25 protein-coding genes are annotated in these 25,358 nt (G+C 48.3%); 16 read left to right on the forward strand and 9 right to left on the reverse strand.

Features of this window, described 5'->3' with window-relative positions:
• Nucleotides 1-20: 20 nt before the first annotated feature.
• The 3 genes from AC3WQ3_RS00895 to AC3WQ3_RS00905 all read left to right on the forward strand — a co-directional run bounded on the left by AC3WQ3_RS00895 (nucleotide 21) and on the right by AC3WQ3_RS00905 (nucleotide 2,303).
• Nucleotides 21-164: a hypothetical protein gene (locus AC3WQ3_RS00895; protein WP_492471178.1), complete on the forward strand. Its 144-nt coding sequence runs from the start codon at nucleotides 21-23 to the stop codon at nucleotides 162-164.
• On the forward strand, nucleotides 157-1,452 hold the full coding sequence (locus tag AC3WQ3_RS00900) for a glycosyltransferase family 2 protein (protein ID WP_492471179.1): 1,296 nt from the start codon (nucleotides 157-159) through the stop codon (nucleotides 1,450-1,452). The genes AC3WQ3_RS00895 and AC3WQ3_RS00900 overlap by 8 nt, the downstream gene beginning before the upstream one ends.
• Nucleotides 1,453-1,550: 98 nt before the next feature.
• Nucleotides 1,551-2,303: a class I SAM-dependent DNA methyltransferase gene (locus AC3WQ3_RS00905; protein WP_336782709.1), complete on the forward strand. Its 753-nt coding sequence runs from the start codon at nucleotides 1,551-1,553 to the stop codon at nucleotides 2,301-2,303.
• Nucleotides 2,304-2,415: 112 nt separating this feature from the next.
• Here the strand turns inward: AC3WQ3_RS00905 and AC3WQ3_RS00910 are convergent, their stop codons facing one another.
• Complete coding sequence (locus tag AC3WQ3_RS00910) at nucleotides 2,416-3,195, reverse strand: ATP-binding cassette domain-containing protein (RefSeq protein ID WP_154894523.1); 780 nt, start codon at nucleotides 3,193-3,195, stop codon at nucleotides 2,416-2,418.
• A 167-nt stretch (nucleotides 3,196-3,362) separates the two neighbouring features.
• On the opposite strand from AC3WQ3_RS00910, the gene AC3WQ3_RS00915 reads away from it, so the two are divergent.
• The 3 genes from AC3WQ3_RS00915 (at nucleotide 3,363) to AC3WQ3_RS00925 (ending at nucleotide 8,470) form a co-directional block, all read left to right on the forward strand.
• Complete coding sequence (locus AC3WQ3_RS00915; RefSeq protein ID WP_336782464.1) at nucleotides 3,363-4,397, forward strand: pectinesterase family protein; 1,035 nt, start codon at nucleotides 3,363-3,365, stop codon at nucleotides 4,395-4,397.
• Between the two features lie 393 nt (nucleotides 4,398-4,790).
• The gene (locus AC3WQ3_RS00920; RefSeq protein WP_336782463.1) at nucleotides 4,791-6,368 is read left to right on the forward strand and encodes a chitinase; all 1,578 of its coding nucleotides are present in this window, start codon (nucleotides 4,791-4,793) and stop codon (nucleotides 6,366-6,368) included.
• A gap of 20 nt (nucleotides 6,369-6,388) precedes the next feature.
• Nucleotides 6,389-8,470, forward strand: a complete 2,082-nt coding sequence (locus tag AC3WQ3_RS00925; RefSeq protein WP_492471180.1) for a glycosyl hydrolase family 18 protein — start codon at nucleotides 6,389-6,391, stop codon at nucleotides 8,468-8,470.
• Between the two features lie 153 nt (nucleotides 8,471-8,623).
• On the opposite strand, the gene AC3WQ3_RS00930 is transcribed toward AC3WQ3_RS00925, so the two are convergent.
• Nucleotides 8,624-9,469 (reverse strand): aldo/keto reductase, encoded by an 846-nt coding sequence (locus AC3WQ3_RS00930; protein WP_095290736.1) that lies wholly within the window; start codon nucleotides 9,467-9,469, stop codon nucleotides 8,624-8,626.
• Nucleotides 9,470-9,692: 223 nt separating this feature from the next.
• Entirely contained in the window at nucleotides 9,693-10,880 is a 1,188-nt protein-coding gene (locus AC3WQ3_RS00935) for an MFS transporter (RefSeq protein WP_336782460.1), read from the reverse strand.
• A gap of 167 nt (nucleotides 10,881-11,047) precedes the next feature.
• Between AC3WQ3_RS00935 and AC3WQ3_RS00940 the strand changes: the two genes are divergently transcribed.
• From AC3WQ3_RS00940 to AC3WQ3_RS00950, 3 genes are all read left to right on the forward strand, one after another.
• Nucleotides 11,048-11,446, forward strand: a complete 399-nt coding sequence (locus tag AC3WQ3_RS00940) for a winged helix-turn-helix transcriptional regulator (RefSeq protein WP_095290738.1) — start codon at nucleotides 11,048-11,050, stop codon at nucleotides 11,444-11,446.
• A complete protein-coding gene (locus AC3WQ3_RS00945; RefSeq protein ID WP_492471181.1) occupies nucleotides 11,443-12,120 on the forward strand; it encodes a TIGR00266 family protein in 678 nt (225 codons plus the stop codon). The genes AC3WQ3_RS00940 and AC3WQ3_RS00945 overlap by 4 nt, the downstream gene beginning before the upstream one ends.
• Before the next feature lie 82 nt (nucleotides 12,121-12,202).
• Complete coding sequence (locus AC3WQ3_RS00950; protein WP_336782457.1) at nucleotides 12,203-12,658, forward strand: MarR family winged helix-turn-helix transcriptional regulator; 456 nt, start codon at nucleotides 12,203-12,205, stop codon at nucleotides 12,656-12,658.
• A gap of 142 nt (nucleotides 12,659-12,800) precedes the next feature.
• Here AC3WQ3_RS00950 and AC3WQ3_RS00955 read toward each other — a convergent pair whose 3' ends face one another.
• On the reverse strand, nucleotides 12,801-13,775 hold the full coding sequence (locus AC3WQ3_RS00955) for an aldo/keto reductase (protein ID WP_492471182.1): 975 nt from the start codon (nucleotides 13,773-13,775) through the stop codon (nucleotides 12,801-12,803).
• Between the two features lie 112 nt (nucleotides 13,776-13,887).
• Here AC3WQ3_RS00955 and AC3WQ3_RS00960 point away from each other — a divergent pair, with 112 nt between their 5' ends.
• On the forward strand, nucleotides 13,888-14,934 hold the full coding sequence (locus tag AC3WQ3_RS00960) for an LCP family protein (RefSeq protein WP_492471183.1): 1,047 nt from the start codon (nucleotides 13,888-13,890) through the stop codon (nucleotides 14,932-14,934).
• A 376-nt stretch (nucleotides 14,935-15,310) separates the two neighbouring features.
• On the opposite strand, the gene AC3WQ3_RS00965 is transcribed toward AC3WQ3_RS00960, so the two are convergent.
• Nucleotides 15,311-15,466, reverse strand: a complete 156-nt coding sequence (locus tag AC3WQ3_RS00965; RefSeq protein WP_336782453.1) for a hypothetical protein — start codon at nucleotides 15,464-15,466, stop codon at nucleotides 15,311-15,313.
• A 211-nt stretch (nucleotides 15,467-15,677) separates the two neighbouring features.
• On the opposite strand from AC3WQ3_RS00965, the gene AC3WQ3_RS00970 reads away from it, so the two are divergent.
• Nucleotides 15,678-16,367 (forward strand): FHA domain-containing protein, encoded by a 690-nt coding sequence (locus AC3WQ3_RS00970; protein WP_336782451.1) that lies wholly within the window; start codon nucleotides 15,678-15,680, stop codon nucleotides 16,365-16,367.
• Nucleotides 16,368-16,396: 29 nt separating this feature from the next.
• Nucleotides 16,397-16,975 (forward strand): class I SAM-dependent methyltransferase, encoded by a 579-nt coding sequence (locus tag AC3WQ3_RS00975; RefSeq protein WP_336782450.1) that lies wholly within the window; start codon nucleotides 16,397-16,399, stop codon nucleotides 16,973-16,975.
• A gap of 161 nt (nucleotides 16,976-17,136) precedes the next feature.
• On the opposite strand, the gene AC3WQ3_RS00980 is transcribed toward AC3WQ3_RS00975, so the two are convergent.
• The 3 genes from AC3WQ3_RS00980 to AC3WQ3_RS00990 are packed head-to-tail and all read right to left on the reverse strand — an operon-like array spanning nucleotide 17,137 to nucleotide 20,999.
• Nucleotides 17,137-19,470 (reverse strand): carbohydrate-binding domain-containing protein, encoded by a 2,334-nt coding sequence (locus tag AC3WQ3_RS00980; RefSeq protein WP_492471184.1) that lies wholly within the window; start codon nucleotides 19,468-19,470, stop codon nucleotides 17,137-17,139.
• 37 nt (nucleotides 19,471-19,507) lie between these two features.
• Nucleotides 19,508-20,188: a DUF4956 domain-containing protein gene (locus AC3WQ3_RS00985; protein ID WP_095290753.1), complete on the reverse strand. Its 681-nt coding sequence runs from the start codon at nucleotides 20,186-20,188 to the stop codon at nucleotides 19,508-19,510.
• Entirely contained in the window at nucleotides 20,181-20,999 is an 819-nt protein-coding gene (locus AC3WQ3_RS00990) for a polyphosphate polymerase domain-containing protein (protein WP_095290755.1), read from the reverse strand. The genes AC3WQ3_RS00985 and AC3WQ3_RS00990 overlap by 8 nt, the downstream gene beginning before the upstream one ends.
• 253 nt (nucleotides 21,000-21,252) lie before the next feature.
• Between AC3WQ3_RS00990 and AC3WQ3_RS00995 the strand changes: the two genes are divergently transcribed.
• The 3 genes from AC3WQ3_RS00995 to AC3WQ3_RS01005 are packed head-to-tail and all read left to right on the forward strand — an operon-like array spanning nucleotide 21,253 to nucleotide 23,588.
• A complete protein-coding gene (locus AC3WQ3_RS00995) occupies nucleotides 21,253-21,930 on the forward strand; it encodes a response regulator transcription factor (protein ID WP_127537478.1) in 678 nt (225 codons plus the stop codon).
• Nucleotides 21,930-23,222, forward strand: a complete 1,293-nt coding sequence (locus tag AC3WQ3_RS01000) for a sensor histidine kinase (RefSeq protein WP_492471185.1) — start codon at nucleotides 21,930-21,932, stop codon at nucleotides 23,220-23,222. Before AC3WQ3_RS00995 ends, AC3WQ3_RS01000 begins: the two co-directional genes overlap by 1 nt.
• A 42-nt stretch (nucleotides 23,223-23,264) precedes the next feature.
• A complete protein-coding gene (locus AC3WQ3_RS01005; RefSeq protein ID WP_227780152.1) occupies nucleotides 23,265-23,588 on the forward strand; it encodes a hypothetical protein in 324 nt (107 codons plus the stop codon).
• Between the two features lie 160 nt (nucleotides 23,589-23,748).
• Here the strand turns inward: AC3WQ3_RS01005 and AC3WQ3_RS01010 are convergent, their stop codons facing one another.
• Nucleotides 23,749-24,513, reverse strand: a complete 765-nt coding sequence (locus AC3WQ3_RS01010; RefSeq protein ID WP_095360204.1) for an SDR family NAD(P)-dependent oxidoreductase — start codon at nucleotides 24,511-24,513, stop codon at nucleotides 23,749-23,751.
• Nucleotides 24,514-24,712: 199 nt separating this feature from the next.
• On the opposite strand from AC3WQ3_RS01010, the gene AC3WQ3_RS01015 reads away from it, so the two are divergent.
• Nucleotides 24,713-25,348 carry a TetR/AcrR family transcriptional regulator gene (locus tag AC3WQ3_RS01015; RefSeq protein WP_183523196.1) on the forward strand — a complete coding sequence of 212 codons (636 nt, stop codon included), beginning with the start codon at nucleotides 24,713-24,715 and terminating at the stop codon, nucleotides 25,346-25,348.
• Nucleotides 25,349-25,358 lie beyond the last annotated feature (10 nt).

A 25,358-nucleotide genomic window follows, 5' to 3' on the forward strand; every position in this document is an offset into this window, starting at 1 on the left:
GCAGGAGGAGGCATAGTCCGGTGAATTATTTAACTTGGTTTATCCCGATCTGCATTGCCGTTAGCTGCATATTTGCAGTGTTTACGATTCTCTTGACGATTGCGACCCTACGATTCCGATCCAGAGTCAATCGGAAGTATGATCGGAGGAAGCTAAGTGGCTGACTTTTTATTGCTACTATCCATATTTAGTATCTGGATTGCCGTTTTTGAGTCTATTGTTATCATGGCTGGTGCTGTTCGGTTTATTCATAGACAGGAACAGCAGGGAATTCAGATTCCTGAAAATATGGATCATTACCCGACGGTGACTGTCATGGTGCCTGCTCATAATGAAGGCTTGGTTATTGTAGCTACAGTGGAGCATATTTTACGCTTAAATTATCCTGAGGATAAGGTTCAAGTCATTGTCATTGCGGATAACTGTACAGATGATACGGCAGAGAAGCTTCATGCGTTTCTTGGAAAAACCAGTTACGCCCATCGTAATGTGACTGTAATGGAACGTAAAGGTACGGGCGGTAAGTCTGGGGCATTGAATGATGGTTTGGAAATGGCTACGGGGGAGTGGATCTGTATATTTGATGCAGATGCAGCTCCTGAACGAAACTCTCTTATGTTTTTGGCTCAGAAGTCTTTGGAGAATCCGGAGCAATATGGTGTTGTTTTCGGAAGAAATAAGGCACGGAACCGAGGACAAAATTTCCTGTCCAAATGTATCAATTTAGAGATTATCACTTCACAGCGTGTTTACCACACGGGCCTATGGGAACTGTTCAAGCTGGGTTCCATCCCTGGAACCAATTATATTATTAAAACGGCATTAATTCGTGATATTGGCGGTTGGGACGTTACAGCCATCACCGAGGATACAGCGTTATCGTTTGAAATTTTAAATCGGGGGCAATTCGTAGCTCTTGCCCCGCAAGCAGAAGCTTATCAGCAAGAACCTGAGAAGCTCAGTGTATATATGAAACAGCGTGAACGGTGGGCGAAAGGAAACTATCAGGTTGTGTTGGATAATATTCATAACCTGTTTAACCGCTCCAGTTGGCGTAACAAACTTCTCGTTGTTTATTATGCGGTCAGTTATTTCTGGTTCATGCTAGCAATCATTGTTTCGGATATTATCTTTCTCGTTAATTTGGTCTATCAGATCATCGCCATATTCAAACCTGAGGTGAGTTCGCCATTCCAGTTCGCTGGAGATGCATATGTGTATCTCGTGATTGGCTGGGCATTCATGTATTATATTTATGTTCTTCAGATCAATCTTGCCCTTGCGGCTGATATTGGGCAGAGTAATACACTTAATTTCATCTATGCTTGTGTCTCCTACTTCACCTATGCACAGCTCTTTATTCTCATATCGCTTAAGGCATTCTACTCGCTAATAATGGATAAGATTAAGAGGCGGGAGAGTAAATGGTATAAAACGCAGCGATTCGGCTGAGTCCATTCATACTATGATAAGGACTGTTTCTGATCTGTTCAGAGGCAGTCTTTTTGTTATGGAAGATTACTCGTACAATAGGTATAATCTTTCGGAGAATGGAAACGGAGGGCTGTGCAGTGAGCGAACATGGATCCGATTTTTATGACAATAACGCCAACTTTGCAAAATATATGGAACGTCGCCAGTGGCAGGAGAATGCCAATGATACGCTGGAAAAACCCGTTATGCTGGAGCTGTTGGGAGACGTTGCAGGCAAAAGCATCCTGGATCTGGGCTGTGGCGATGCGAGATTCGGGGCTGATTTACTTGGTCCTGAGCATCGCGCTTCGGATTACACGGGGATTGAGGGATCGGACAATATGTTCCGTACAGCCGTAGAGACCGTTAAGGGCCAAAATGCACAGATTGAACAGGCATTTATGGAAGACTGGACGTACCCGCCGAATCAGTATGATGTGGTCATATCCAGACTGGCTATTCATTATGTTGTAGAGGATGCGGACCTATTGTTTCACAACGTACATAACACATTGAAGGAGAACGGTCGATTCATATTTTCGGTGGAACACCCGGTGATTACATCCACACTGCAGCCATCCGGGATGCGAACCAACTGGATTGTCGATCAGTATTTTGTGGAGGGATATCGTGAGCAGCAATGGCTGGGAGGTTCAGTGAAAAAGATGCATCGCTCCATTGAATCGTACTATATGGCCTTGCAGAAGGCGGGCTTTCAGGTACAGCATCTGCGAGAGTCCAACCCTCAGCGCCGATATTTCGTGAATGAGGAAACCTATCTGCGCAGACAGCGAATTCCGCTGTTTTTGTTCCTCTCGGCTAGCAAATAACACACAGCATGCTGTGGATAGATGGAATAACCTAAAGCAGCCAAGAAACCTATCCACATGTGGATAAGTTTCTTGGCTTTTTAAGTACTCAGGCTGTGTGCAGAGGAGCTGTTTATTTATCGGCAGCCCTCACATAGACACGATCCCCATGATGTTCCACATCTACAGGCGCTTCAAAAAAATCGCTCAACACTTCGGTGTTCATCACCTCAGAGGTTAACCCACTGCTCACAACCTCACCTCGCCGAAGCAGGAGACTGTGACTGAATACGGGCAGAATCTCTTCGGTATGGTGGGTTACGTAAATTAGAGAAGGTGAGTCTGGTCTTTGTGATAATTCACTGATACTCTCCAGCAGCCGCTCACGGGAGAACAGGTCAAGCCCATTGCAGGGCTCGTCCAAAATAAGAATACGCGGATTCGCCATTAGGGCTCTGGCAATAAGAAGCTTCTGCTTCTCGCCCTGGGAGCAGGTTCGATATTCGCGATCCCACAAGTGCTGACAGCCAAGAGTGGTCATCAGTTCCCGGGCCTGATCCAGATCCTCATCGGATAACTTATCATATAAACCGATCGTGGCATGCTTGCCGCTAATGACGACATACTGAGTACGATCCGTCCCATGTAATTTCTCCTGGAGGGAAGAACTAACCCAACCGATGGTTTTACGCAGTTCACGCAGGTCGACCTCTCCATACGGATGTCCAAGCACCGAAATCGAGCCTTCGGTAGGCCAGAGGTAACCGGTGATCATGTTAAGCAGCGTGGTCTTGCCGGAGCCATTGAGGCCAAGCAGTGCCCAGTGTTCTCCATCATTAACCCGCCAGCTGACATCGTTCAGCAGGGTTATCGGTCCCCTTTTCCAAGTCACGTGTTGTACATCAATAATCATGTCGTATTCCTTCCTTCTGTTTTCCGCTTGTATATCCTATTAGTATTGTAGTCACAGATATTTTAATATTGTCAAGCCAAGTGGACTCTGCTAAGATGGGACAAATTTGTTGTAAACGCATTCAATGTGAAGTGTACGGACCTTAAAAAATAAGGAGGCCGATGGTCATGAAAGTGCCGATATCCAAGGATAAGAACAATCGCTTATATACGGTTTCACTCGATGGGAGCGGTGATTTCCCCACTATCCAGGCTGCAATCGACGCCATACCGGAACCTTGTACCGAGACATTCATTATTCGTATTAGACAAGGTGTCTATGTTGAGAAGCTGCATATCGAGAAGCCATGGGTTCATCTCATCGGTGAGGGAGCAGAACAGACCATTGTTAAATATGACGACTATGCACTCAAGACGTTCCCTAACGGGGAGCCCTATCATACATTCCATTCGTATTCAGCCTTCGTTGGCGCGGATGATTTCACTGCAGAGGGGCTTTCCTTTGTAAATTCGGCCGGTCCCGGCAAGGATGTTGGGCAGGCTCTTGCCGTGTATGTAGATGGGGACCGGGCCGCTTTTCGCAAATGTCGTTTCATCGGACATCAGGATACGATCTTCACCGGGCCGCTCCCGGAACAGCCGATCGACAGAAGTTCCTTCGGTGGTCCGCGTGACGGGGCAGAGAGGCGGAAGCTGCGCCAATATTATGAAGACTGTTATATTGAGGGGGATATCGATTTCATTTTCGGCTCGGCTACAGCCGTATTCAAGGGTTGTGAGATTTTTGCGAAGAAACGCTCATTTGATGACACTACTGCCTCTGCAGAGGAAGTTCATGGCTGGATCACTGCGGCTTCTACACCGGAAGATGTCCGGTACGGCTATGTGTTCATCGACTGTTCCCTGACCAGCGATGCACCTCCGCAATCGGTATACCTCGGCAGGCCGTGGAGAAATCACGCCAAAGTATGTTTCCTGCATTGCTGGATGGGTGCTCATGTGAAGCAGGAGGGCTGGCATAACTGGAACAAACCTGATGCAGAGGCCAGCGTGGTGTTCGCCGAATATAACAATAAGGGTCCGGGAGCAGGGAGCGGGGCGGGGCGAGTGCCGTGGGCAACCATTCTGAATGAACAGCAGGCAGAGGAATATTCATTATCTCGCGTGCTATTCGGAGAGGATGAATGGCAACCCTTTGGCTGAAGCTTAACAATCACTAGTGCCTCAGGGGGCAACGTTTTACTGCCTGTTTGCAGGAGCTTATGCAAGGCTGTCTTTCAAGTCCGTTAGGGGCTTGGCAGACAGTCTTTTTTTTGCAGCATATTCAATTTTCACCCTCCAAAAGAATAATTTATCCCTTATCTCATTTGCAGTTTACTGATTAAATACAGATGAGGATCTGTAAATTCCCTGTAAAATCTGGATGTCATTAATCTTAAACGTAAATGGAGGGCAGATCCGATGTCGAAGAGAGAGGGGGAAGCTGCAAACGCAAATCTGGATCACGAATTAAATTCCTATCGTCGCAGATCACATGCCAGTGCACGGAGAAGCTTTTGCAAGGTGAAAACAAGCTGAGTACAGGAGGGATTTTGCTTGAATCAAGCTGTTCGAGTCCGCCCGGTTATCATAGTCGCTTTGGCATTTCTTCTGATCATTTCGTGGTTTGCACCAAGAGCAGACGCCGCTGCCCAGTGGCAGGCCGGCACCGCATACAAGAAAGGAGACCTCGTAACATATCAAAACAAGAATTATGAATGCATTCAGTCCCATACGGCTTTGAATGGCTGGGAGCCTCCTCTAGTTCCTGCACTGTGGACTTATGTAGGGGATGGTCCCGGGGAAGGAGGAGAGACACCTGTTCCGGATACAACCCCACCCTCCATTCCTGCAGGCTTAGCCTCATCCTCGATCACGGGGACCTCAGTCCAGCTTACCTGGAACGCATCCACGGATAATGTGGGGGTGACCGGATACGACGTGTATCAAAATGGGGCTCTTGTGACGAGTACCTCAGCTGTAACAACGACAATAAGTGGGCTAACCAGCGGCACGGCTTATGTTTTTACAGTAAAAGCAAAAGATGCTGCAGGCAATGTGTCTGCTGCAAGCAATCCCCTGAGTGTAACAACTTCCACTGGAACTCCGAATCCGGGGCCAATCGGTAACAAATGGCTGATCGGTTACTGGCACAACTTCGACAATGGCTCTACCAATATCAGACTTCGCAACGTGTCCACAGCCTACGACATCATTAATGTCTCCTTTGCCGAACCGGTTTCGCACGGCAGCGGCACGCTCGCTTTTACTCCATATAACGCAACAACAGCCGAATTCAAATCGGATATTGCCTATCTTCAGAGTCAGGGAAAAAAAGTACTGCTGTCCATGGGAGGAGCCAATGGAACGATTGAGCTTACCGATGCAGGCAAGAGGCAGCAGTTCGAGGAGTCACTGAAATCCATTATTTCAACTTACGGTTTCAATGGTCTGGATATCGACCTAGAAGGAAGCTCCCTCTCCCTGAATGCAGGGGATACCGATTTCCGTAATCCGACGACACCCAAGATTGTTAATCTCATCCAGGGTGTCAAGGCGGTCAAGTCACACTTTGGCAGTGAGTTCATACTTACAGCAGCACCGGAGACGGCCTATGTCCAAGGTGGTTATCTGTCCTATGGCGGTCCCTGGGGAGCATATTTGCCGGTTATTCATGCCTTGCGTAATGACCTGACGCTGCTCCACGTGCAGCACTACAACAGTGGCTCCATGGTCGGGCTGGACGGGCGCTCCTATGCTCAGGGCACAGCAGATTTCCATGTAGCCATGGCCGAGATGCTGCTTCAGGGCTTTCAAGTAGGTGGAAGCTCGGGTTCATTCTTCAGTCCATTGCGTCCGGATCAGATTGCGATCGGTGTACCGGCATCCCAGCAGGCAGCCGGTGGGGGCTATACATCACCTGCCGAGCTGCAGAAGGCATTGAATTACTTGATCAAGGGTGTATCCTACGGCGGTTCTTATACCTTGCACCAACCCGCGGGGTATCCGGGCCTTAAGGGCATCATGACCTGGTCCATTAACTGGGATGCATATACGAACCATCAATTTTCAAACGCACATCGTTCGTATCTGAACGGGCTCAGCACGCAAACAACGAAGGAGGTTGTGTACTAATGTCATATAAAACCATACACATGGATTTCAAAAAAGTCGGTAAGGTTCTCCTCGGTCTGATCCTGTTCTTATCTGTCATCATCCCTTCATTTATACTTCAATCTCGAACGGCCGAAGCAGCAGATGCCTATAAAATTGTCGGTTACTATCCTGCCTGGGCGGCATACGGACGAAACTACAATGTAACGGATATTGATCCCACCAAGGTGACACATATCAACTATGCCTTTGCCGATATTTGCTGGAACGGCATTCATGGAAATCCAGATCCTTCTGGTCCCAATCCGGTGACTTGGAGCTGCCAGAATGAGAAGAGCCAGACAATCAACGTACCGAATGGAACGATTGTTCTTGGAGACCCCTGGATCGACACAGGCAAACAATTTGCAGGGGACACCTGGGATCAGCCCTATGCAGGGAATATCAATCAGCTCAACAAGCTGAAGCAGATCAATCCGAATCTGAAAACGATCATCTCCGTTGGAGGATGGACGTGGTCCAACCGTTTCTCTGATGTAGCCGCAACATCAGCTACCCGTGAGGTCTTTGCCAACTCTGCCGTCGATTTCCTGCGGAAATACAACTTTGACGGGGTGGATCTCGACTGGGAATACCCGGTATCTGGCGGGTTGGACGGTAACAGTAAACGTCCAGAAGATAAGCAAAATTATACCCTACTCCTGAGCAAAATCCGCGAGAAGCTGGATGCGGCGGAAGCCGCCTCCGGCAAAGAGTACCTGCTTACGATTGCAAGCGGAGCATCTCCAACCTATGCTGCCAATACGGAGCTTGCGAACATCGCTTCCATTGTTGACTGGATTAACATCATGACCTACGATTTTAACGGAGCCTGGCAGAAAATCAGTGCACACAATGCACCGCTGAATGCGGATCCAGCCGCTGCAAGTGCAGGAGTACCAGATAGCAATACATTTAATGTGGCTGCCGGAGCACAAGGGCATCTGAATGCAGGAGTACCGGCTGCCAAGCTCGTGCTGGGTGTTCCATTTTACGGTCGAGGCTGGGATGGATGCGCACAGGCGAATAACGGCCAGTATCAAACGTGTTCGGGTGGTTCTTCTATAGGAACTTGGGAGGCAGGTTCCTTTGACTTTTATGATCTGGAAGCGAACTATATTAATAAAAATGGATACACACGCTATTGGAACGATACAGCCAAAGTACCGTTTCTGTATAACGCCTCCAACAAGCGCTTCATCAGCTATGACGATGCGGAGTCCATCGGACACAAAACCGCATATATCAAGAGCAAAGGGCTTGGCGGAGCGATGTTCTGGGAGCTCAGTGGGGACCGCAACAAGACACTCCAAAACAAGTTGAAATCGGATCTGTCGACCGGGGGCACAACGCCTCCTGCGGATACGGCGGCACCGAGTGTGCCGGGCAATGCCCATTCGACAGGAGTAACGGCAAGCTCGGTAACCTTGGCCTGGAATGCTTCGACGGATAACGTTGGCGTTACCGGTTATAACATCTACAATGGCACTAGCCTTGTGACTTCCGTTACTGGAACAACCGCAACAATTAGCGGGCTTGCACCAGGTACTTCCTATACCTTCACAGTAAAAGCAAAGGATACCGCAGGCAATCTATCCGCAGCTAGTAATAGCGTTACAGTAAGCACTACTGTTCAGCCGGGGGGAGATACCCAAGCACCAACCGTGCCGACGAACCTCACATCAACTGCAAAAACCTCATCCACGATCACCCTTAGCTGGGCGGCCTCCACGGACAACGTTGGTGTAACCGGGTATGAGGTATACAACGGAACCACTTTGGTGACAACCGTTAGTGGAACATCGGCAACTGTTACGGGCCTAACGGCAGATACCTCTTATACGTTTACAGTAAAAGCGAAGGATGCGGCAGGCAACCTGTCTGCTGCGAGCGGTGCCTTGACGGTGAAAACAGAAGTGGGTACGACGAATCCTGGCCTTTCCGCTTGGCAGGCTAACACGGCTTATGTCGTAGGGCAGCTGGTTACGTATAATGGAAAAACGTATAAATGCCTGCAATCCCATACCTCCTTAACGGGGTGGGAGCCTTCCAATGTGGCTGCATTGTGGCAGCTGCAATCGTAATATACCTATAAAAGAGGACACTCCTGATAAATTCGGGAGCGTCTTCTATGTAATAAGCCTTCCATCATACCCGAAGGATTCCATACCGCAACACACAAAAGCCCCCATACCCCGCATATAGCGAGGGAATGGAGGCTTTTTGCTTCATTCAAATTAGAAATCAAAGTTGTCCGGGTCTGGTCCCACACGAACATCTTCGTTGAGGGCGCTAATCCGATCCATCTCATCGTTGGACAATTCAAAGTCGAAGATGGAAGAGTTCTCAATGATCCGATTTTCCTTAGTGGACTTCGGAATGGTGATAACACCGTTCTGCAGATCCCAGCGCAGGATGACTTGTGCCACGGATTTGCCTTTGGCAGAAGCAATCTCGGTAAGCACCGGGTTGTCCAGCAGTTGACCTTGCATGAGCGGGGACCAGGCTTCAAGCTGAATACCATGTTTCTCGCAGAAGGCTTTCAGTTCAACCTGAGTAAGGCGAGGATGATACTCAACTTGGTTAACCATCGGTTTCACTTTGGCATCCTGCATCAGGTCTTCGAGGTGATGGATCTGGAAGTTGCTTACACCAATCGCTTTGATTCGGCCTGCAGCATAGAGCTCTTCCATCGCTTTCCATGCACCTTTGTATTTGCCTGCTTTTGGCCAGTGAATCAGGTACAGATCCAGATATTCCAGACCGAGCTTGTTCAAAGTTGTATCGAAGGCTGCAAGAGTCTCTTCATATCCAAGGTCTGCAGTCCAGGCTTTGGATGTAACAAACAGTTCTTCGCGCTTCAGGTTGTTTTCTTTCAACGCTTCGGCAATCGCCTGTCCAACACCGGACTCGTTACCGTATATAGCGGCAGTATCAATGCTGCGGTAGCCATGCTGGATTGCTTTTTTGACCGCTTCGATCAATTCTGCGCCTTCTTCTACCTTAAATACCCCTAGTCCAAACCAAGGCATTTGAACGCCGTTATGCAAAGCTACTGTAGATTGTAAGTGTTGTGCTGTCATGTGATGTCCTCCTAAGTGTGTTCGTAATTCACAGAAAGTAACTCTCGAATCGTTCAATCCAATCCCCCAAAATTAAATGAGGGTAGATTAAATAGGGTCCAACGTACTATAATACTATACCATGCGAAACCGGTTCCTTTAAATAAGGGCTTCATGAGTCACTGAACGTGATTAGTCTGGGAACTCAATTTTTTCAGGTGCAGCCTGTTCTTATATCGAATGCTTATACAGCTGATGATCTGCGTTCAAGTACTCTGGCCCATCCTGTAAGAAGAACGGCGGCAAGAACCATAATTGCACCAACCCAAGTCGTATGCACGAGCCCAATGGAGTCCGTAATGACCCCGCCCAGGTAGGCGCCTATGGCAATACCCGCGTTAAAGGCAGCGATGTTGAAGGCAGAAGCCACATCCTTAGCCTGTGGCGCATAGCGTTCTGCAAGTGTGACGACATACATCTGAAGTCCGGGTACATTCATGAAGGCAAGCAGACCCATGCCGAGAATGGTGAGCAGTGCTGCCAGCTTGAATGGTACGGTAAAGTACAGTATGCCCAGAATGATGGTCTGAACGATAAACATATAAAATAATGCCTTCAACGGATTACGGTTGGCGGCTTTGCCCCCAATGATATTGCCGATCGCGATGGCGATTCCGTATAACAACAGAATGGCTGCCACGGTTTTCTCGGAATATCCGCTGATATCATGCAGAAGCGGAGACAGGTACGTGAAAACGACGAATGTGCCTCCATACCCGACCGCTGTGATTGCAAACGCCAGCAGCAGCCTTCCTCCTGTTACAAGCTTCAATTGGTCCCGGAATGCTGTGCGTGTTCCGCGCTGCAGGGTGGAAGGAACAAGTACCATATTACCAATAAAGGCAATGATGCCGACAATAACAATGAGAATAAAGGCAGCACGCCAGCCTAAATGTTGCCCGATCAGCGTACCCAGAGGCACGCCGGTCACTGTAGCGATGGTCAGGCCCGAGAACATAATGGCAATGGCACTGGCCCGACGGTTTGCTGGCACGAGGTCAGCTGCAATGGTGGAACCAATGGACATAAACACCCCATGTGACAGGGCTGAAATAATCCGGGCTATAAGCAGCATGGTGATGCCACTTGATAGCGCGGCCATCGTATTGCCTGCAATGAAAACAACCATGATGGCCATCAACAGCGTCTTGCGTGACACGGTTGAGGTTAATGAGGTCAGGATGGGCGCCCCGAAGGTTACACCGAGCGCATATAAAGTAACGGTCAGTCCCGCTGTAGTTACGGAAATGCCCAGGTCACCCGCAATGAGTGGCAGCAGTCCAACACTGATAAACTCAGTGGTGCCGATGGCAAACGCACTAATGGCCAGTGCGAGCAGGGCCCAGGTGCTGCGTTTTGAATCTTGTACCATGTTTCTTGTTCAACTCCCCGAATGTAGATTTACGTACCGGCAAATGCTATTATGAATTATTCGGTATAAAATGAATAGTACGTACTTTTTGGTACCATACGTACTTTTTGGTGCCTATATAGATAAGCTTGGCAAGTTCATCAGATGATTAGGGGAGGAAGCATATAATGAACAGAAAAAAATACAATATCTCGGTCGAGGCAACGCTGGAGGTGATCGGCGGTAAGTGGAAGTGTGTCATTCTCTGTCATCTCACACATGGCAAAAAACGCACCAGTGATCTTAAGCGTATTATGCCCGCCATTACCCAAAAGATGTTAACCCAGCAGCTTCGTGAGCTAGAGGATGACGGAATCGTGAACCGGATCGTCTATAATCAGGTCCCGCCCAAGGTAGAGTATGAGCTCAGTGAATATGGCTGGAGTCTGGAGCCGATTCTGAATGCACTATGCAATTGGGGAGAGCAGCACATCGTGAAGGAGTACGGAGACAAATCAGCAATGCTCGAGGATAATGGGCTGAACCATTTTGATTCGGATGAGAACAAGGAGCTGATCAAGCAATGAATTACGAGATTTTGCATGAAGGTGCTTTTGCCATGCTCAAGGTTCGTTTACAGCGCGGAGAGCGATTCAAGGCTGAGAGCGGTGCCATGGTATCCATGACGCCGACGGTTCAGCTAAAGGGATCTGCGGAGGGTGGCATGTTTGCCGGAATTGGAAGAATGATCAGCGGGGAGAAGTTCTTCTTTCAAGAGTTAACCGCTGCAGGAGGACCTGCAGAGATTTTGATGTCACCTTCCACCATGGGCGGTGTGGAGGCTGTTGAACTGGATGGTTCCTATTCGCTGTATGTGCAGAAGGATGGCTTTTTGGCCGGGACGGAAGGCATCCAGGTAAATAGTAAAATGCAAAACCTGAAGAAGGGCCTCTTCTCGGGGGAGGGTTTCTTCATTATTGAGATCAGCGGAAGAGGCACGGTATTCCTGTCTTCTTATGGTGCAATTCACGCCATTCATCTGGCAGCGGGAGAAGAAGTCATTGTGGATAACGCGCATCTGGTTGCCTGGCCTCAATATATGGAGTATCATATCGAAAAAGCATCGCAGGGCTGGTTATCCAGTGTGACCAGTGGTGAAGGACTGGTATGCCGATTCAGAGGTGAGGGCACAGTCCTGATCCAGAGCCGCAATCCGCAGGGATTTGGACAATGGGTGAAGCAATTCATCCCTTCCCGCTGACGATCAGTCAGCCATCCGAATATCTCTGCAATGCACGGCATACAACAAGTCCCAAGGCATCAGTGATGGAGGAATAAATGAGATGAGTTCACAGTATAAAAACGCACATGAAAGTCCAGGACACCTGCTGTGGCAGGTTACAACGATGTGGCAGAAGGAAGTGCGCAGGGTGCTTGATCCCTTGGGATTAACCCCGCCGCAATTTGTACTTCTGCATGGCTGCTTATGGCTGAATGAGAGAGATACGGAAGGGAAAGGCGTAACGCAGGTTCAGCTTGCGCATTTTGCCAACGTGGATGTGAATGTGACCTCTCAGGTTCTTCGAGCGCTTGAAAAACGGGGATTGATCCATCGCAGTCGCCATCAAACAGATACCCGTGCAAACATCATTACTACAACGCCGGAAGGCACGGAACTGGCCAATCGGGGAATCGAGCTAGTTGAAGAGGCTGACAGACAGTTCTTTGACCTGGTAAGCGATCATAAGGAAGAGTATATGGAAATTATGCGGGAGCTTATCAAACATAAATCGGAGTAGTCGCTCTATGGCATCCCACCATTTATTGAACTCATAGATGATATACCCATCGAAGCAAGGTAAGATGAGTTGGCACCTGCCCTTCTACATACAGACAATGAAAACCTCCCCGAGCGTGAATCGGGGAGGTTTTTTATAGTTACTATTCGAGCCGGTACGTGGCGAACGGCTCGCCATGACGGAACGAGTCACTAAGTTGATCCAGCTCCGTGATCATGTCTGGCGTAAGCTCCAGGCTTAAACTAGCCAGGTTATGCTCCAGCTGCTCAGTACGCGTCGCCCCAACGATAACCGTTGAAACAGCTGGCCGAGCCAGCAACCAGGCAAGTGACAGAACACTTGGAGAGCAGCCGTATTCTAATGCTTTCTCACTTATCTGCTCTCCTAATCTGACATTGTGTTCCAATAGGAACCGGTTGAAGGATGGATCCGTATCCGCTCGGGAGCCCGAAGGAATACCAGCCTGTCCATTATATTTGCCAGTCAGAATGCCACCCGCAAGTGGGAAATAGGGAATGATTCCGACGCCTTGATCAAGACACATTGGAACAAGTTCCAGCTCTGGGGTGCGGTCTGCCAGGGAGTAGCTGGTTTGAGTGGAAATATAGCGCACATGACCTTTCAGTTCGCTGATGCCGAGAGCTTTCATGAGTTCCCAGGCTGCATAGTTGGAGGCCCCGATATAACGAACTTTACCGGAGGACACCATATCGTCCAGCGTTCGCAAGGTTTCCTCCAGCGGAGTGTGCGGATCAAACGTGTGGATCTGATACAGATCCACGTAGTCCGTCTGCAGACGCCGGAGGCTCTGTTCCAGTTCTTGCTGCAAATGATAGCGGGAGGAACCCCGCCCATGCGGACCATCATGCCGGGGAAGTCCGGCCTTGGTTGCAAGCACAGCGTTTTCCCTTCGCCCCTGCAGGGCCTGTCCAATAATCCGTTCCGATTCGGTTCTGGCGTAGATGTTGGCGGTATCGATAAAGTTAATTCCCTGATCCAGTGCTGCATGAATAATGCGGGTTGAAGCCGCGTCATCTGCACGTTTACCAAAAGCATTCGTGCCGAGCCCAAGTGCAGATACACGCAAGCCACTGTTGCCCAAACGTCGATATTCCATTCATCATCGCTCCTTCTGTGTCAGTTCTTGTATAGCAGATTATAACGTAATCTATTGAAAACGTGTTATTAATATAGTTAAATGATTCTAAGAACCCGTTATTAAAGGAGATATGATGGAAAACAGTGCTGCACATTTAACCCGCCGGAAGCCGAAGAAACCGAAGAAGAGATGGAAGAAACCTCTACTCATTACCCTAAGCGTGCTGATCGTGCTGGGAGGACTCGGATATGTCTACCAAAAACAGCTTGTACTGCTGGCATTTAACCTATTTGCCTCCGGTACGGTGAAGGAAGCACTTGATGATTCCTACAAGCCGGTTGGAGATCAGAACGCAGAAGTCCCTGTGGTACAACACACGGACCCTTTCTCGCTACTGCTGCTGGGGATTGATCAACGGGATAATGAACCAAGCCGTTCGGATACAATCATCTATTCCGTCGTGCGTCCGGAAGACAATAAAGTGCTGCTGCTGTCCATTCCGCGAGACTCCTATACCGAGATTGTCGGGCGGGATGTGAAATCGAAGATTAATTCAGCCTATGCCCATGGCGAAGCCAAGATGGCTATGGATACGGTGGAGAATCTGCTGGGGAACAAGGTGGACTTCTATGCCGCGATTAATTTTAACGGACTCAAGGATATTGTCGATGCGGTTGGCGGCGTTGAGCTGCCGATCAAGAAAAATATTGAGAACAAACTCAAGAGTCATGAGAAGCTGTTTGTGGAAGCAAATAAACCCATCTATAGCGGCGAAGAAGCGCTTGGCTATGTCAGATACCGGGAAGACTCCGATTTTAACCGGACGATGCGCCACCGAATTTTCCTGAGTGCGTTCATGAATCGGGCATTGGAGGTCAAAAATCTGACGAAGATCCCGGACGTCATCAAGATTGCCGGATCGAACTTTACAACCAACATGAGCTCGGATTTCATCGTGAACTTTGCCGAGTCCTTATATATGAAAGACAGCGCGCCAACAATCAGCAACTATATGCTGAAAGGTGAAGGCGCAACCCGCAGTGGAACTTGGTATTATGATCTATCGGAGGATGATCTTCAGCATGTACGGACCATGCTCAGCAACTGGCTGGACCCGGATGCCACCGAAATAATCGAACCCGAATCCGCAGATGGGGAAGAGAAAGATGCCGCATAAAGCGTTTATCATGTAGAATTATTTTAAATGGTGTAACCCCGAGAAGCGAGCTTGCTTCCCGGGGTTTTTGCTGTGCATTTCGTATCTGTATCAGAAGGTATCGAGTCGGATGGAGGAAGCTCAGGCCAAAAAGCCCCCACAGGTGGAAGAATCCGATCGGGCTGAGTAATTACTTTTTTTAAATATGAACAATCGTCAGAACGCATTTTCAATTGTACAATTCTAAGCAAACAGGCCTCTTCCCGCTGTGATGTCAGCGTGTAAGGGGCTTCTTCATGTGGACTTATGCGATTATGCAGGCAGGAAGTTATGTTCTGCAGTGATTATGACATTGGTGAAACGTTTATTACATGGATCGCGTTATAATAGAGTAAGCTCACGGCTGTGTGTTCAGTTGCATCCATGATGTTTCAGAGGCTGGCGTGCCGTTCAATAATTCGCTGCGTTCGTCTGTCATGCGTGACAGGACAGTTAGTGTAATGGACAAGGCAAAAGCGAGCAGTACGTATATGAAAATCTTCTTTTTGTTCATGATGATAACCCTCTCTTGTTGATTAGGCTGGATGAAAGACCGTTATGAGAAAAAAAGCACAACGTCTGGTATAGTAGAGAAACGAATACATCATTGCCTGTATACACTATATAAATAGCCAGGGATGCAAACAATGGAACAAATCTGATGAAGTTATCATTATTCATGAAACGTATAGAGCTAGAGTGATAATCGAAGGTGGGAGATGAACATGCGGGAGGCGGCAAAAATCGTCATTCGTACACCTGGGCAGGAGAGCGACGGTTCATTTGCTTACGTAAGCCAGGGACGCTCCATCACGGTGGGACGTTATACGGGCGGCGGTGAATCGGACTTGTCCGTGTATAATCAGTTGATATCAAAGCGGCACTGCCGCATTCATTATGATGCACAGCGTCAGCTGTGGGTGGAGGATCTGGATAGCAAAAATGGTACCGAATTGAACGGGCAGCGGCTCGTTCCCTATGAGAAATACCCGTTTGCCGAAGGAGACATTTTGACCATGGTCAATGGCTTGATTCAGCTTCGGACGGAGGGTGATCTCGAAGAAACTCGCGAATATCGCATATCCGATCTGCTGGGTGAGGGAGTCCGGGTGCATGATCACCTGCAGACTGTACAGATTGGCGAGGTGGAAATTCCGCTGTCGAAGAAGGAGTTCCAGCTGTTCAAGCTGCTGTACAGTCAATTGGATCATTTTGTGACGAGAGAGCAGATCGTTGGCCAGGTATGGCCTGAACGAAGCATGCTGGAGAGCGATTCGGTAGGAATCGATGAGATCAACTCGCTGATCTATCGGACTAACCGCAAGTTGGGTGTCCATTTTACGATCAAATCGGTCTATAAAAAGGGTGTATACATGAAGTCACATGTGCCTGGCGTTATGGGCGGCATGATGTAACCAGACTGTATGAACAAAGGGATGAGGCCATGTTGATCATTCAATTCATTCCATGGCTGATTGCCGTGGTGACGCTAATCGCCGTCATATCCATTGTGCTGGTCAGCTGGAAAAATGGAATCTCGCCCATGCCCACATCCAGAATGGTCCGGCAGGTAGTCATTCAGGAGGTTAATCGCATTCCGGGTTATGGGGATATCATTGAGGCAGGTTCCGGCTGGGGGACGCTGGGCGTGGATATCGCCCGCCATTGTCTGGGCAAGCGTGTTACGGGTATTGAGAATTCGGTCATTCCTTTCTGGTTTTCACAAGTCATGTCCAGCATGATGATTGGATTCAGAAAAGCCAAGGGCGAGCGGAATTCACTGAAGGGTCGGCTGCGGTTCATACGCGGCGATATCTACAAGAGCTCCTATGAACACGCAGACGGTGTGGTCTGTTATCTGTTTCCTGGTGCCATGACCCGGCTCGAGGACAAGTTTAGCCGGGAGCTTCCACCGGGGGCACGGGTTATCAGTATATGTTTCGCACTTCCGGGGAAAGTGCCTCTGCGAACCATTACGTGCAAGGATGCCTTGCGTACGAAGGTTTATGTATACACATTTTGAAGAGAACGATGGTTATACCTTTCCCCAAGGGAAAGCAGTGTGATCCAGTCACTATATGGATAACGAAAGAAGGCGCCGAACCCACTTCTAAAGTGAATTTGGCGCCTTCTATTGTTATGCTGAACAGGCGTTTTATTAAATACCGCTCAGTGTATCCTTGTTTATTTTGCGGAGTCTGTTGTGCTTGTACTTGTTCCTTCTGTAGTTGTGCCATCTGTTGTTGTTCCGGACCCTGTTCTGTTTCGTCCGCCTCCGAATCCACCTTGGCCGCGTCCTCCACCTGGACCACCCATACCTGTATTGGCAGTCGTCACACCGGATTCATTCACCCAAGTGACGTTGCTAGTGGATTGGAAAGCAACCACTTTGGTGCCGCCACTGTACGTACCGTCTGTGTACAGGCCATCTGTGGCTGTACCAGTCGATGTTCCCCCAGAGTAGATCTCATAAGAGCCGTCTTCTTTCAGGTCTGGAGAACTGATGACAACGGATTGATAATCTTTTGCCGGAGCAAAGGTTAGGATGTCGTTGCCATCACTGTCTTGTACGTGAACCAGGGTTCCTGCTTTTTGCGTTTCAGGGAATGTCATGACGATTGTATTCTGAGTCGAACTCTCGGATGTCCCTTGAGCCATACCGGAACTGCCGGCTGCGATCAGGTAACCACCACTCAATTCAAATGTGCCATCATAGTCGAGCGGGCCATTGCCATCATTGGTTGGACCGTTCACAATCACGGTTCCACCGGTCATGTAGATGGAACCGTTGGAGTCGAGTCCGTCACCGTCTGCATTGACGGTAAGGGATCCACCGTTAATATGAAGCTCACTGTTTCCAGTAGATTCACCCGGCATACCGCCTGGAGCGCCACCTTGTGGACGAGTATTGCCACTTGCGTCTGTGCTTTGATCTGCTTGATCCGCATCTGTAGTTGTTGATGTTGTTCCAGTCGTCTCGGTTACAGAGATGTTGGAAGCAGTAGTTGCATCAGTTGTTTGAGTGCTATCTTCTTCTGTAGTGGTTGCAGCATCCGCAGTCGTTGCAGTGATGTCACCTGAAGCATTGACGCCATCATCTGAAGATGTTACGTCCACGTCTCCATCGTTCAAGGTGATTGTTGCGCCTTCAAGACCTTCGTAGCTCTTCGCAACGTTGATCGTTCCACCGTTAATGGTGAGTGCAAGTTCGGCATGAATGGCGTCATCGCCGGATTCAAGGGTAATCTTACCATCGTTGATCGTTACATTGCTGTTGCTGTGCAGGGAATCATCCATGGAATCAATGGTGTACGTACCGCCGTTAACGGTAAGATCTGCCCCGGCTTTAAGTGCTTTGGCACTTGTCGATTCTGTTTCGGTTGTAGTTGTTGCCGCAGCATCTGCATCCGAAGCAGTAGTCGATGCCTTATCAGCGGAAGTTGCCGGTGCTGTCCCTGCTGCATTCGTACCATCCGCTGCCGGCATATCAGCAGGCGGTTCACCATCTGGTGGAGTACCCATGTCGGTTGGAGGTGTTCCACCACCCCAGCCACCGCCACCGCCGCCGAATGGTCCCTCTTCTGCTTTGGCTGGTGCATTGGCGCTGCCGCCGCCAGTTACGATGTTAAATGTGCCGCCGTCGGTAACGAGTGCAGTCTCGGCCTGGATGCCGTCGTTTCCGCTTTGAATATCGAATGTACCGCCAGCAATGGCTACGAATCCTTTTTCCGCATCGGTATCGTTGGTCGATTTCATACCGTCACCTTCAGCATCAACCGTAATGGTCCCTTCTTGGACAGCAAGCATATCCTTACCTTTGATGCCGTCATCTGCTGCTTTGACGTTGATGGTGCCACTTACAATGATGAGATCATCTTTACTTGTGATCCCTTCGTTGTAGTTACCTGTTACGTTGAGTTTGCCTGTGCCGTTAAACGTCAGATCTGCTTTACTGAAGATGGCTGCATCGGGCTCATCCGTTGCATCATCAGCGTATACGTAAGTTGTACCATCCGAAACGGCATTTTCCGTTCCTTCCTGCAGGGTAATCACAGCTTTGCCAGCTTCCTTAATATAGATAGCCGCACTGTCGTTATCGTGAATGGTTGCCCCATTCAGCACGAGGTGAACGGTTCCTTTATCGGTTACATTAACTACAATCTGTCCGTCTGTCAGTTCCCCGCTAAGCACATACGTACCTGCCTCGGAGATGGTTACTGAGCCGTTCGCCGCTTTGGCTCCGGAGCCGGTAACGGTTGCTGTCTTTCCGCTCAGTTTAATGGTTGTAGAGTCGGTTTCACTCCAGCTTACATTGGTATCGTCCGCATCCAGGGAGACCAGATCCGCATATTTGACGGAAGTCTGCTCACTAACAGAAACCGTTTTGGTGGTGCCTGTTGTTGATGTTGCGGCGTTGGCGGTGGAGTTGGTTGCTGCTGGAGCACTGCATGCTGCAAGCATTGTGGTAATCATCGCTACGGACCATAACTTGCTGCCTGTAATCCATTTTTTATTCATCATGTATCGTTCCTTTCGATTTATAAAATGTCTCGAATTAATATTCCGGCGTTGGTGCCATGTTGAGGGAGATATCCAGGTTTCCGTTACGTGTACGAACGGCATCAAGGAATTCTTTCTGATTGACGTGTTGGCCAAGGTGAACCAGATAGACCAGTTCGTACAAGCTGCCAAGTTCGGTTGTTCTCACTTTGTTCAACTGATACTCGACATTGAATTTTTTGAATACTTCATCAAAGGCTTCTTCATAGCTCAGGTTTTCAGGAATGGTGACTTTAAGCAATTTTTGTTGACTCTTTTTGGCTCCGAATTTGAAATGGCTCAGAACAAACATCAGTACACACAAGATGATGGTGAACAATACCGCGTATCCAAATGCGCCGACGCCGCAGGCAAGACCGGAAGCCATAGTGAACAGGACGTAGGAGATATCCTTGGGATCACCAGGCGCGCTTCGGAAACGGATGATCGAGAAGGCACCGGCCAAGCTGAAGGCGCGGGCTACGTTGCTGCCGATCAGCAGGATGATGATCGCAACGATAACAGGCAGGACAACCATGGTTAATGTGAAGCTTTGTGAGTATGTGTTTGCATTGGTTTTCATGTAGGTGAGGCTGATAATTGCACCCATAAGGATGGCTAGGCCAATCGTGATCACAGCGCTGCTGAATGTCAGCGTTGTGTCGGTTAGAGCAGAACTGAAAATGGAATCAAGCATATACTACACTCTCTCTTTCTATGATCGTTTGGTTAGGTTTCATGGCAGGATCGAAGTCGGTCCCTGGAACAAGGATTCGTTCGCCCTGGTAGTTCAGGTTCGTCGTTCTGACAAGGCGTTTGAATTCGTTGCCGTATTTGGAGAAGCCTACACGGTACAAGCCGTGTTCAGATAATAGCTGGGACAGCCAGAACGGAACGGTTTTCTCCGCCTTGACCTCCATCAGCCAGCGACCGTCCTCCACCAGTGGTTCACCGTAGTCTCCCTGCTCCAGCTTCAGATCGTATCTGCGGCTGCGGATATTGGTGTCAAAGGTGATGCGGAGATCGCGGCTGTTCTTATCGAACAATGCTTTGCGTTCATAGGCCAGATACACTTTCGGTTCCAGGTTGTATAAGCGAAGGAAGTATTCGATCTCATCGACAACCTGCTTGTTCATGTAGTCTGCCAGCTCAGGCGCCTGTCCCGTACGAACGAATTCATAAGCCTCATCCAGCATCAGGGCTGTTCTTCTTTTGTTCACCAGGCCAAACACTTTCTTTTTGATCTCCAGATACACCTTGGCATTTTCTTCAGGTACCCCGTAAGCCCGCAGTCTCAGCTTCTCTTTGTATTTGGGCTTGGAGAGGCTTGCGCGGATCAGGGAATCCTGCGGGGTATCGAAGTACAGGTTGCTGATGGAGTAGAACTCGTGTTTCTTGTTGTACGCATCCAGTTCCATATACTTCAGCAGATCACGGTAGAAACGTTCATATTGCTCATCGGTCAGAAGATACTTGCTCTCATATCGGTTGAATACTTCAATCGCCATTTAAGTTTCATTCCTTTCATCCATGGGTTGTATGTTTTGTTTCATCGTGTATCGCTTCCATGTCTGTATCTTAGAGCGTCAACCTTGAATGAATCTTAAATGATTTTACATTCCGTTGATCTTTTTTTACCTTCCTATAATACTTCTCGTAAATTCAATGAATTAAGATTGATTCAAGGTTCCGCAGGTAGAATGATTGATATAATAAAAGAAAGTCGCGACGAACAATTCAAGGCAGAGGAATGAATAGATCATGAGAATATTAATTGCGGAAGATGAGGTTCATCTGGCAGAGGCCGTATCCCAGATATTGAAGAAAAACAATTACTCCGTGGACATGGTCCATGACGGCAGATCAGGACTCGATTATGCGTTAAGCGGTATATACGATCTGCTGCTGCTCGACATCATGATGCCGGAGATGGATGGGATCAGCGTGCTAAGGAAGCTGCGCAGTGAGGGAAACCACACGCCTGTGATCCTGCTGACTGCCAAGGGAGAGCTATCGGACAAAGTAACCGGACTCGATTATGGGGCGGATGACTATATTGCGAAGCCGTTTGCGACAGAGGAACTGCTGGCCCGGATTCGGGCAGCCCTTAGAAGAAAAGGCGAGGTTGTACCTGAGGATGGGTTGAAGTTTGGCGATATTGAACTGAACACAACGCAGCTGAAGCTGGCCGTGCAGGGCAAGGAGATGAAGCTTAATCTGAAAGAGAACGAGCTGCTGGAGCTGCTAATCACACGCAAACAGGCCATCACATCCAAGGAGCAGATCATCGAGAAGCTATGGGGGTTCGATTCTGAAGTGGAGTATAACAATGTGGAGGTATATATCTCATTTTTGCGCAAGAAGCTGACCTTCCTGAACTCCAAGGTCCGCATTAATACCATCCGGGGTGTAGGTTATGTACTTGAGGTGACGGCCTAATGTTTAAGAGACTTCGAAACCGGTTTTTGGTCGTCAATCTGGTATCGATCTCCATCATGATGCTGGTTGCCTTTGCGACGATCTATATCATTACGTACCAGAATGTGCAGCGGGAAACCAATATGGAGCTCTTCAAGGTATCCGATTTCTATCACAACCCATATAATTCGTCCAAGATGCCGCGTGGGGATGATGCAATCACAGGTAATCCGCCAACGGACATGCAGCAGAACGGACCCGGCGGAGATCCCAATTCGCCGCCAGGGCGTTCGGTCTCGTTCATGGTGAAGACGGATAATGAGTGGAATATTACGGATTCACAATCCAGATTCAGCATGGAGGAACCATTTTACGCAGAGGCACTGGAGAAGGTGGACAAGGCTGATCTTTCAGAGCGTAAGACCGGACAATTTGCGCTAAATGGAACGAACTGGGCATATGTCATTGATCCGAGCAGCGATGGACATATGATTGTGTTCATTGATGTAACTGCCCAGCAGGGCATTCTTACGAATCTCATCTATACCTTCACCATCGTAGGCCTGTTCATGTTAATCGTCATTTATTTCCTGAGCCGTTACTTTGCCAATCGTTCCATTGCTCCGGTCAAGGAAGCGTTCGATAAACAGAAACAGTTCATCGCGGACGCCTCCCATGAGCTGAAGACACCTCTGGCCATCATTAATACCAACACCGACGTGCTGCTTGCCAATCGGGAGGATACTATTGATAACCAGTCCAAATGGCTGCATTATATCAAGTCGGAGACGGAGCGCATGTCCCGGTTGACAAGTGATCTGTTATATCTGACCGAGATCGATGACTCACGCTCCACCATGATTCACTCCAAGTTTGATATGAGCGATGCGGTAGAGACCATTATTTTGACGATGGAAGCTGTTATTTTTGAGAAAAATATATCTCTCGACTACAGCATTGAGCCGGAGCTCATGGTCCATGGCAATAGTGAACAGATCAAGCAGGTCATTCTGATTCTGCTGGATAACGCCGTGAAATACTCCAAAGCCAAAGGCGCGGTCAATGTTTCACTGAAGAAGCACAATCATGAGGTGGTACTAGCCGTCTCCAATACAGGGGAAGGTATTGCGCCGGAGCATTTGGATCGTATCTTCGATCGGTTCTATCGTACGGATGCATCCAGAGCACGCAAGCATGGTGGACATGGTCTCGGTCTGGCGATTGCCAAATCCATCGTGGACCAGCACAATGGTCAGATCTATGCTCGTAGTGTAGTAGGAGAGGGAGCGACGTTCTATGTTCGTCTAACTTAGATCTGAATAAGGCATGTCTGTTATGGGTTAACCTATGCTACAATGGCAACAGTATGTATGAACCAAGGAGCTGAACTGAACGTGACGGAAGCGAATTCGATTAATGAGCAGGAAATGATGCAATATATCGCAGACAAAACCAAAGCGAGCCAGGCGAATATTTCGCTTGTGCTGAAGCATGAGCAAGCGTACATCAACAAAGCGCATGAAAATGCCAAAGGCGAAGTGGACATCGACGGCGATGATCTGGCCGACTATATCCTGAGCCGCAAAGATGTGAAGCTGGATGAATTGACGGTAGAAGGCATTCTGGATGCCGAAATGGACTATCTCATGGAAAAAGGCCACGCTGGATACGTGGATTAAGATCTGAATTATTGTAGGTACTATCCACATCGTAAACAAGGTACCCAAAAAAGACCCCAACCTCCACGTAACGGTGGAGGTTGGGGTCTTCTTTTATATTACTGTGAAGGGGTCTTTAATGGATAACCCGATCTTTATGGTAAAACATTCGTACAGCTTATTATTGACCCATCATGCCGCCATCTACAGTGTAGAGGGAAGCTGTTACATAGGAAGCTTCTTCAGACAAGAGGAAGTTCATTACAGCTGCCACTTCTTCTGGTTCGCCATAACGTCCCATTGGAATGCTGGCTACAGTAGCATCTTGATAGTTTTCCACGTCACCGGAGTTTGCTTCGATTTGACGCATCATGCGAGTGTTAATCGTTCCTGGCAATACCGCGTTTACTCTGATATTGTAAGGTGCAAGTTCATTTGCTGCAGTACGTGTGAGACCTACTACGGCATGTTTGGACATAATATATGGGGATACGGCTGGAGCACCCATCAGACCTGCAAGGGAAGATGTGTTTAGAATCGCACCGGATTTTTGTTTTTTCATTACTGGAATGACATTTTGCAGACCAAGGAATACACCACGAACGTTAACGTTATATACCGTATCCAGTGCTTCAACGCTGAGGTCTTCGATCAGACCGGTAGGACCTTCGATACCCGCGTTATTGGCGAAGTAGTCGATTCTGCCAAAAGCATCGAGTGCTTTTTGAACATAGTTTTTCACGTCTGCTTCTTGGGATACATTTGCTTTTACCGCAATCACATGCTCTTTGTCGAGGTTCAGTTCAGTGATTGTTTTTTGAATGGCTTCTTCGTTCAGATCCACCAGAACCAGATTGATTTTACGTTCAGCCAGTCTGCGTGCCAATTCTTTACCAATGCCTCCGGCAGCTCCTGTAATTACTGCTGTATGTGTATAAGTACTCATAATATATTCGCTCCTTATTTATTATTGGCAGGTTTTTCTTTAAAAAAAGTTTCAACCTGTCGTCTATCTTTCCTGTCTCAATGTTAAGATATACATAACGGTGTGACAATAATCATTGACAGCGTTTATGTCTGGTATCGGACACAGATGTAAGCGGTGTTCATTTAGGTTACAATAATGGACAAAGGAGGCGAAAATGTTGATTATCGAACACCCCCAGGACCGGAGAGCACGAAGAACGCAGGATGCGATTATCGCTGCGACGGTTTCATTAATATTGGAAAAGGGAGCCGACGCCGTCACTATTCGTGACATTACAGAGCGTGCAGATTACAATCGGGGCACTTTTTATTTGCATTTTCCTGGCAAGCCGGAACTGCTTGATTTCATTTTGGAGGATTTCATGCAGGGAGTGGGTCAAGCCTATGCCAAGCCGTATGCTGAATTAAAGGAAGTGGATATGACCGGATTGCTTCCTTCGACTATGCCGGTATTTGAATATATCGAAGCTCATCAGGATGTCTTCCGTGCCTTGATCACCATGCATGGTGATATGGCCCTAAGGCTCTGCAATATGTTCCGGACATACTTGACCGAGGATTTCGTGCTGGTAACTGAAGATAGTGAGTACACGATCAATTACGATATTATGCTGAGCTACCTGATATCTGCGACGGTGGGTGTCATCATGCACTGGGCAGAGATTGGATTCAAATATTCTGCGCATTATATGGGGGAGCAGTTGACGGCATTAATAAACATCAAACCGACCCGTCTGCTGATAGAACCAGGACAGAAGGGTCGGACCATTCACGAACGTATGCTGTTGGATTGAGAAAAGGGAA

Source organism: Paenibacillus sp. FW104-T2 (assembly GCF_058789975.1).

Excerpts from the sequence above, each read along its gene's own strand:
- AC3WQ3_RS00940 (WP_095290738.1), top strand. The coding sequence starts at position 11,048 with ATGAACAGAAAAAAATACAATATCTCGGTCGAGGCAACGCTGGAGGTG.
- AC3WQ3_RS00935 (WP_336782460.1), bottom strand. The coding sequence starts at position 10,880 with ATGGTACAAGATTCAAAACGCAGCACCTGGGCCCTGCTCGCACTGGCC.
- AC3WQ3_RS00955 (WP_492471182.1), bottom strand. The coding sequence starts at position 13,775 with ATGGAATATCGACGTTTGGGCAACAGTGGCTTGCGTGTATCTGCACTT.
- AC3WQ3_RS00925 (WP_492471180.1), top strand. The coding sequence starts at position 6,389 with ATGGATTTCAAAAAAGTCGGTAAGGTTCTCCTCGGTCTGATCCTGTTC.
- AC3WQ3_RS00945 (WP_492471181.1), top strand. The coding sequence starts at position 11,443 with ATGAATTACGAGATTTTGCATGAAGGTGCTTTTGCCATGCTCAAGGTT.
- AC3WQ3_RS01010 (WP_095360204.1), bottom strand. The coding sequence starts at position 24,513 with ATGAGTACTTATACACATACAGCAGTAATTACAGGAGCTGCCGGAGGC.
- AC3WQ3_RS00995 (WP_127537478.1), top strand. The coding sequence starts at position 21,253 with ATGAGAATATTAATTGCGGAAGATGAGGTTCATCTGGCAGAGGCCGTA.
- AC3WQ3_RS00930 (WP_095290736.1), bottom strand. The coding sequence starts at position 9,469 with ATGACAGCACAACACTTACAATCTACAGTAGCTTTGCATAACGGCGTT.
- AC3WQ3_RS01000 (WP_492471185.1), top strand. The coding sequence starts at position 21,930 with ATGTTTAAGAGACTTCGAAACCGGTTTTTGGTCGTCAATCTGGTATCG.
- AC3WQ3_RS00905 (WP_336782709.1), top strand. The coding sequence starts at position 1,551 with ATGGAAACGGAGGGCTGTGCAGTGAGCGAACATGGATCCGATTTTTAT.
- AC3WQ3_RS00990 (WP_095290755.1), bottom strand. The coding sequence starts at position 20,999 with ATGGCGATTGAAGTATTCAACCGATATGAGAGCAAGTATCTTCTGACC.
- AC3WQ3_RS00975 (WP_336782450.1), top strand. The coding sequence starts at position 16,397 with ATGTTGATCATTCAATTCATTCCATGGCTGATTGCCGTGGTGACGCTA.
- AC3WQ3_RS00970 (WP_336782451.1), top strand. The coding sequence starts at position 15,678 with ATGCGGGAGGCGGCAAAAATCGTCATTCGTACACCTGGGCAGGAGAGC.
- AC3WQ3_RS01005 (WP_227780152.1), top strand. The coding sequence starts at position 23,265 with ATGGCAACAGTATGTATGAACCAAGGAGCTGAACTGAACGTGACGGAA.
- AC3WQ3_RS00965 (WP_336782453.1), bottom strand. The coding sequence starts at position 15,466 with ATGAACAAAAAGAAGATTTTCATATACGTACTGCTCGCTTTTGCCTTG.
- AC3WQ3_RS00950 (WP_336782457.1), top strand. The coding sequence starts at position 12,203 with ATGAGTTCACAGTATAAAAACGCACATGAAAGTCCAGGACACCTGCTG.
- AC3WQ3_RS00985 (WP_095290753.1), bottom strand. The coding sequence starts at position 20,188 with ATGCTTGATTCCATTTTCAGTTCTGCTCTAACCGACACAACGCTGACA.
- AC3WQ3_RS00915 (WP_336782464.1), top strand. The coding sequence starts at position 3,363 with ATGAAAGTGCCGATATCCAAGGATAAGAACAATCGCTTATATACGGTT.
- AC3WQ3_RS00960 (WP_492471183.1), top strand. The coding sequence starts at position 13,888 with ATGATGGAAAACAGTGCTGCACATTTAACCCGCCGGAAGCCGAAGAAA.
- AC3WQ3_RS00980 (WP_492471184.1), bottom strand. The coding sequence starts at position 19,470 with ATGAATAAAAAATGGATTACAGGCAGCAAGTTATGGTCCGTAGCGATG.
- AC3WQ3_RS00910 (WP_154894523.1), bottom strand. The coding sequence starts at position 3,195 with ATGATTATTGATGTACAACACGTGACTTGGAAAAGGGGACCGATAACC.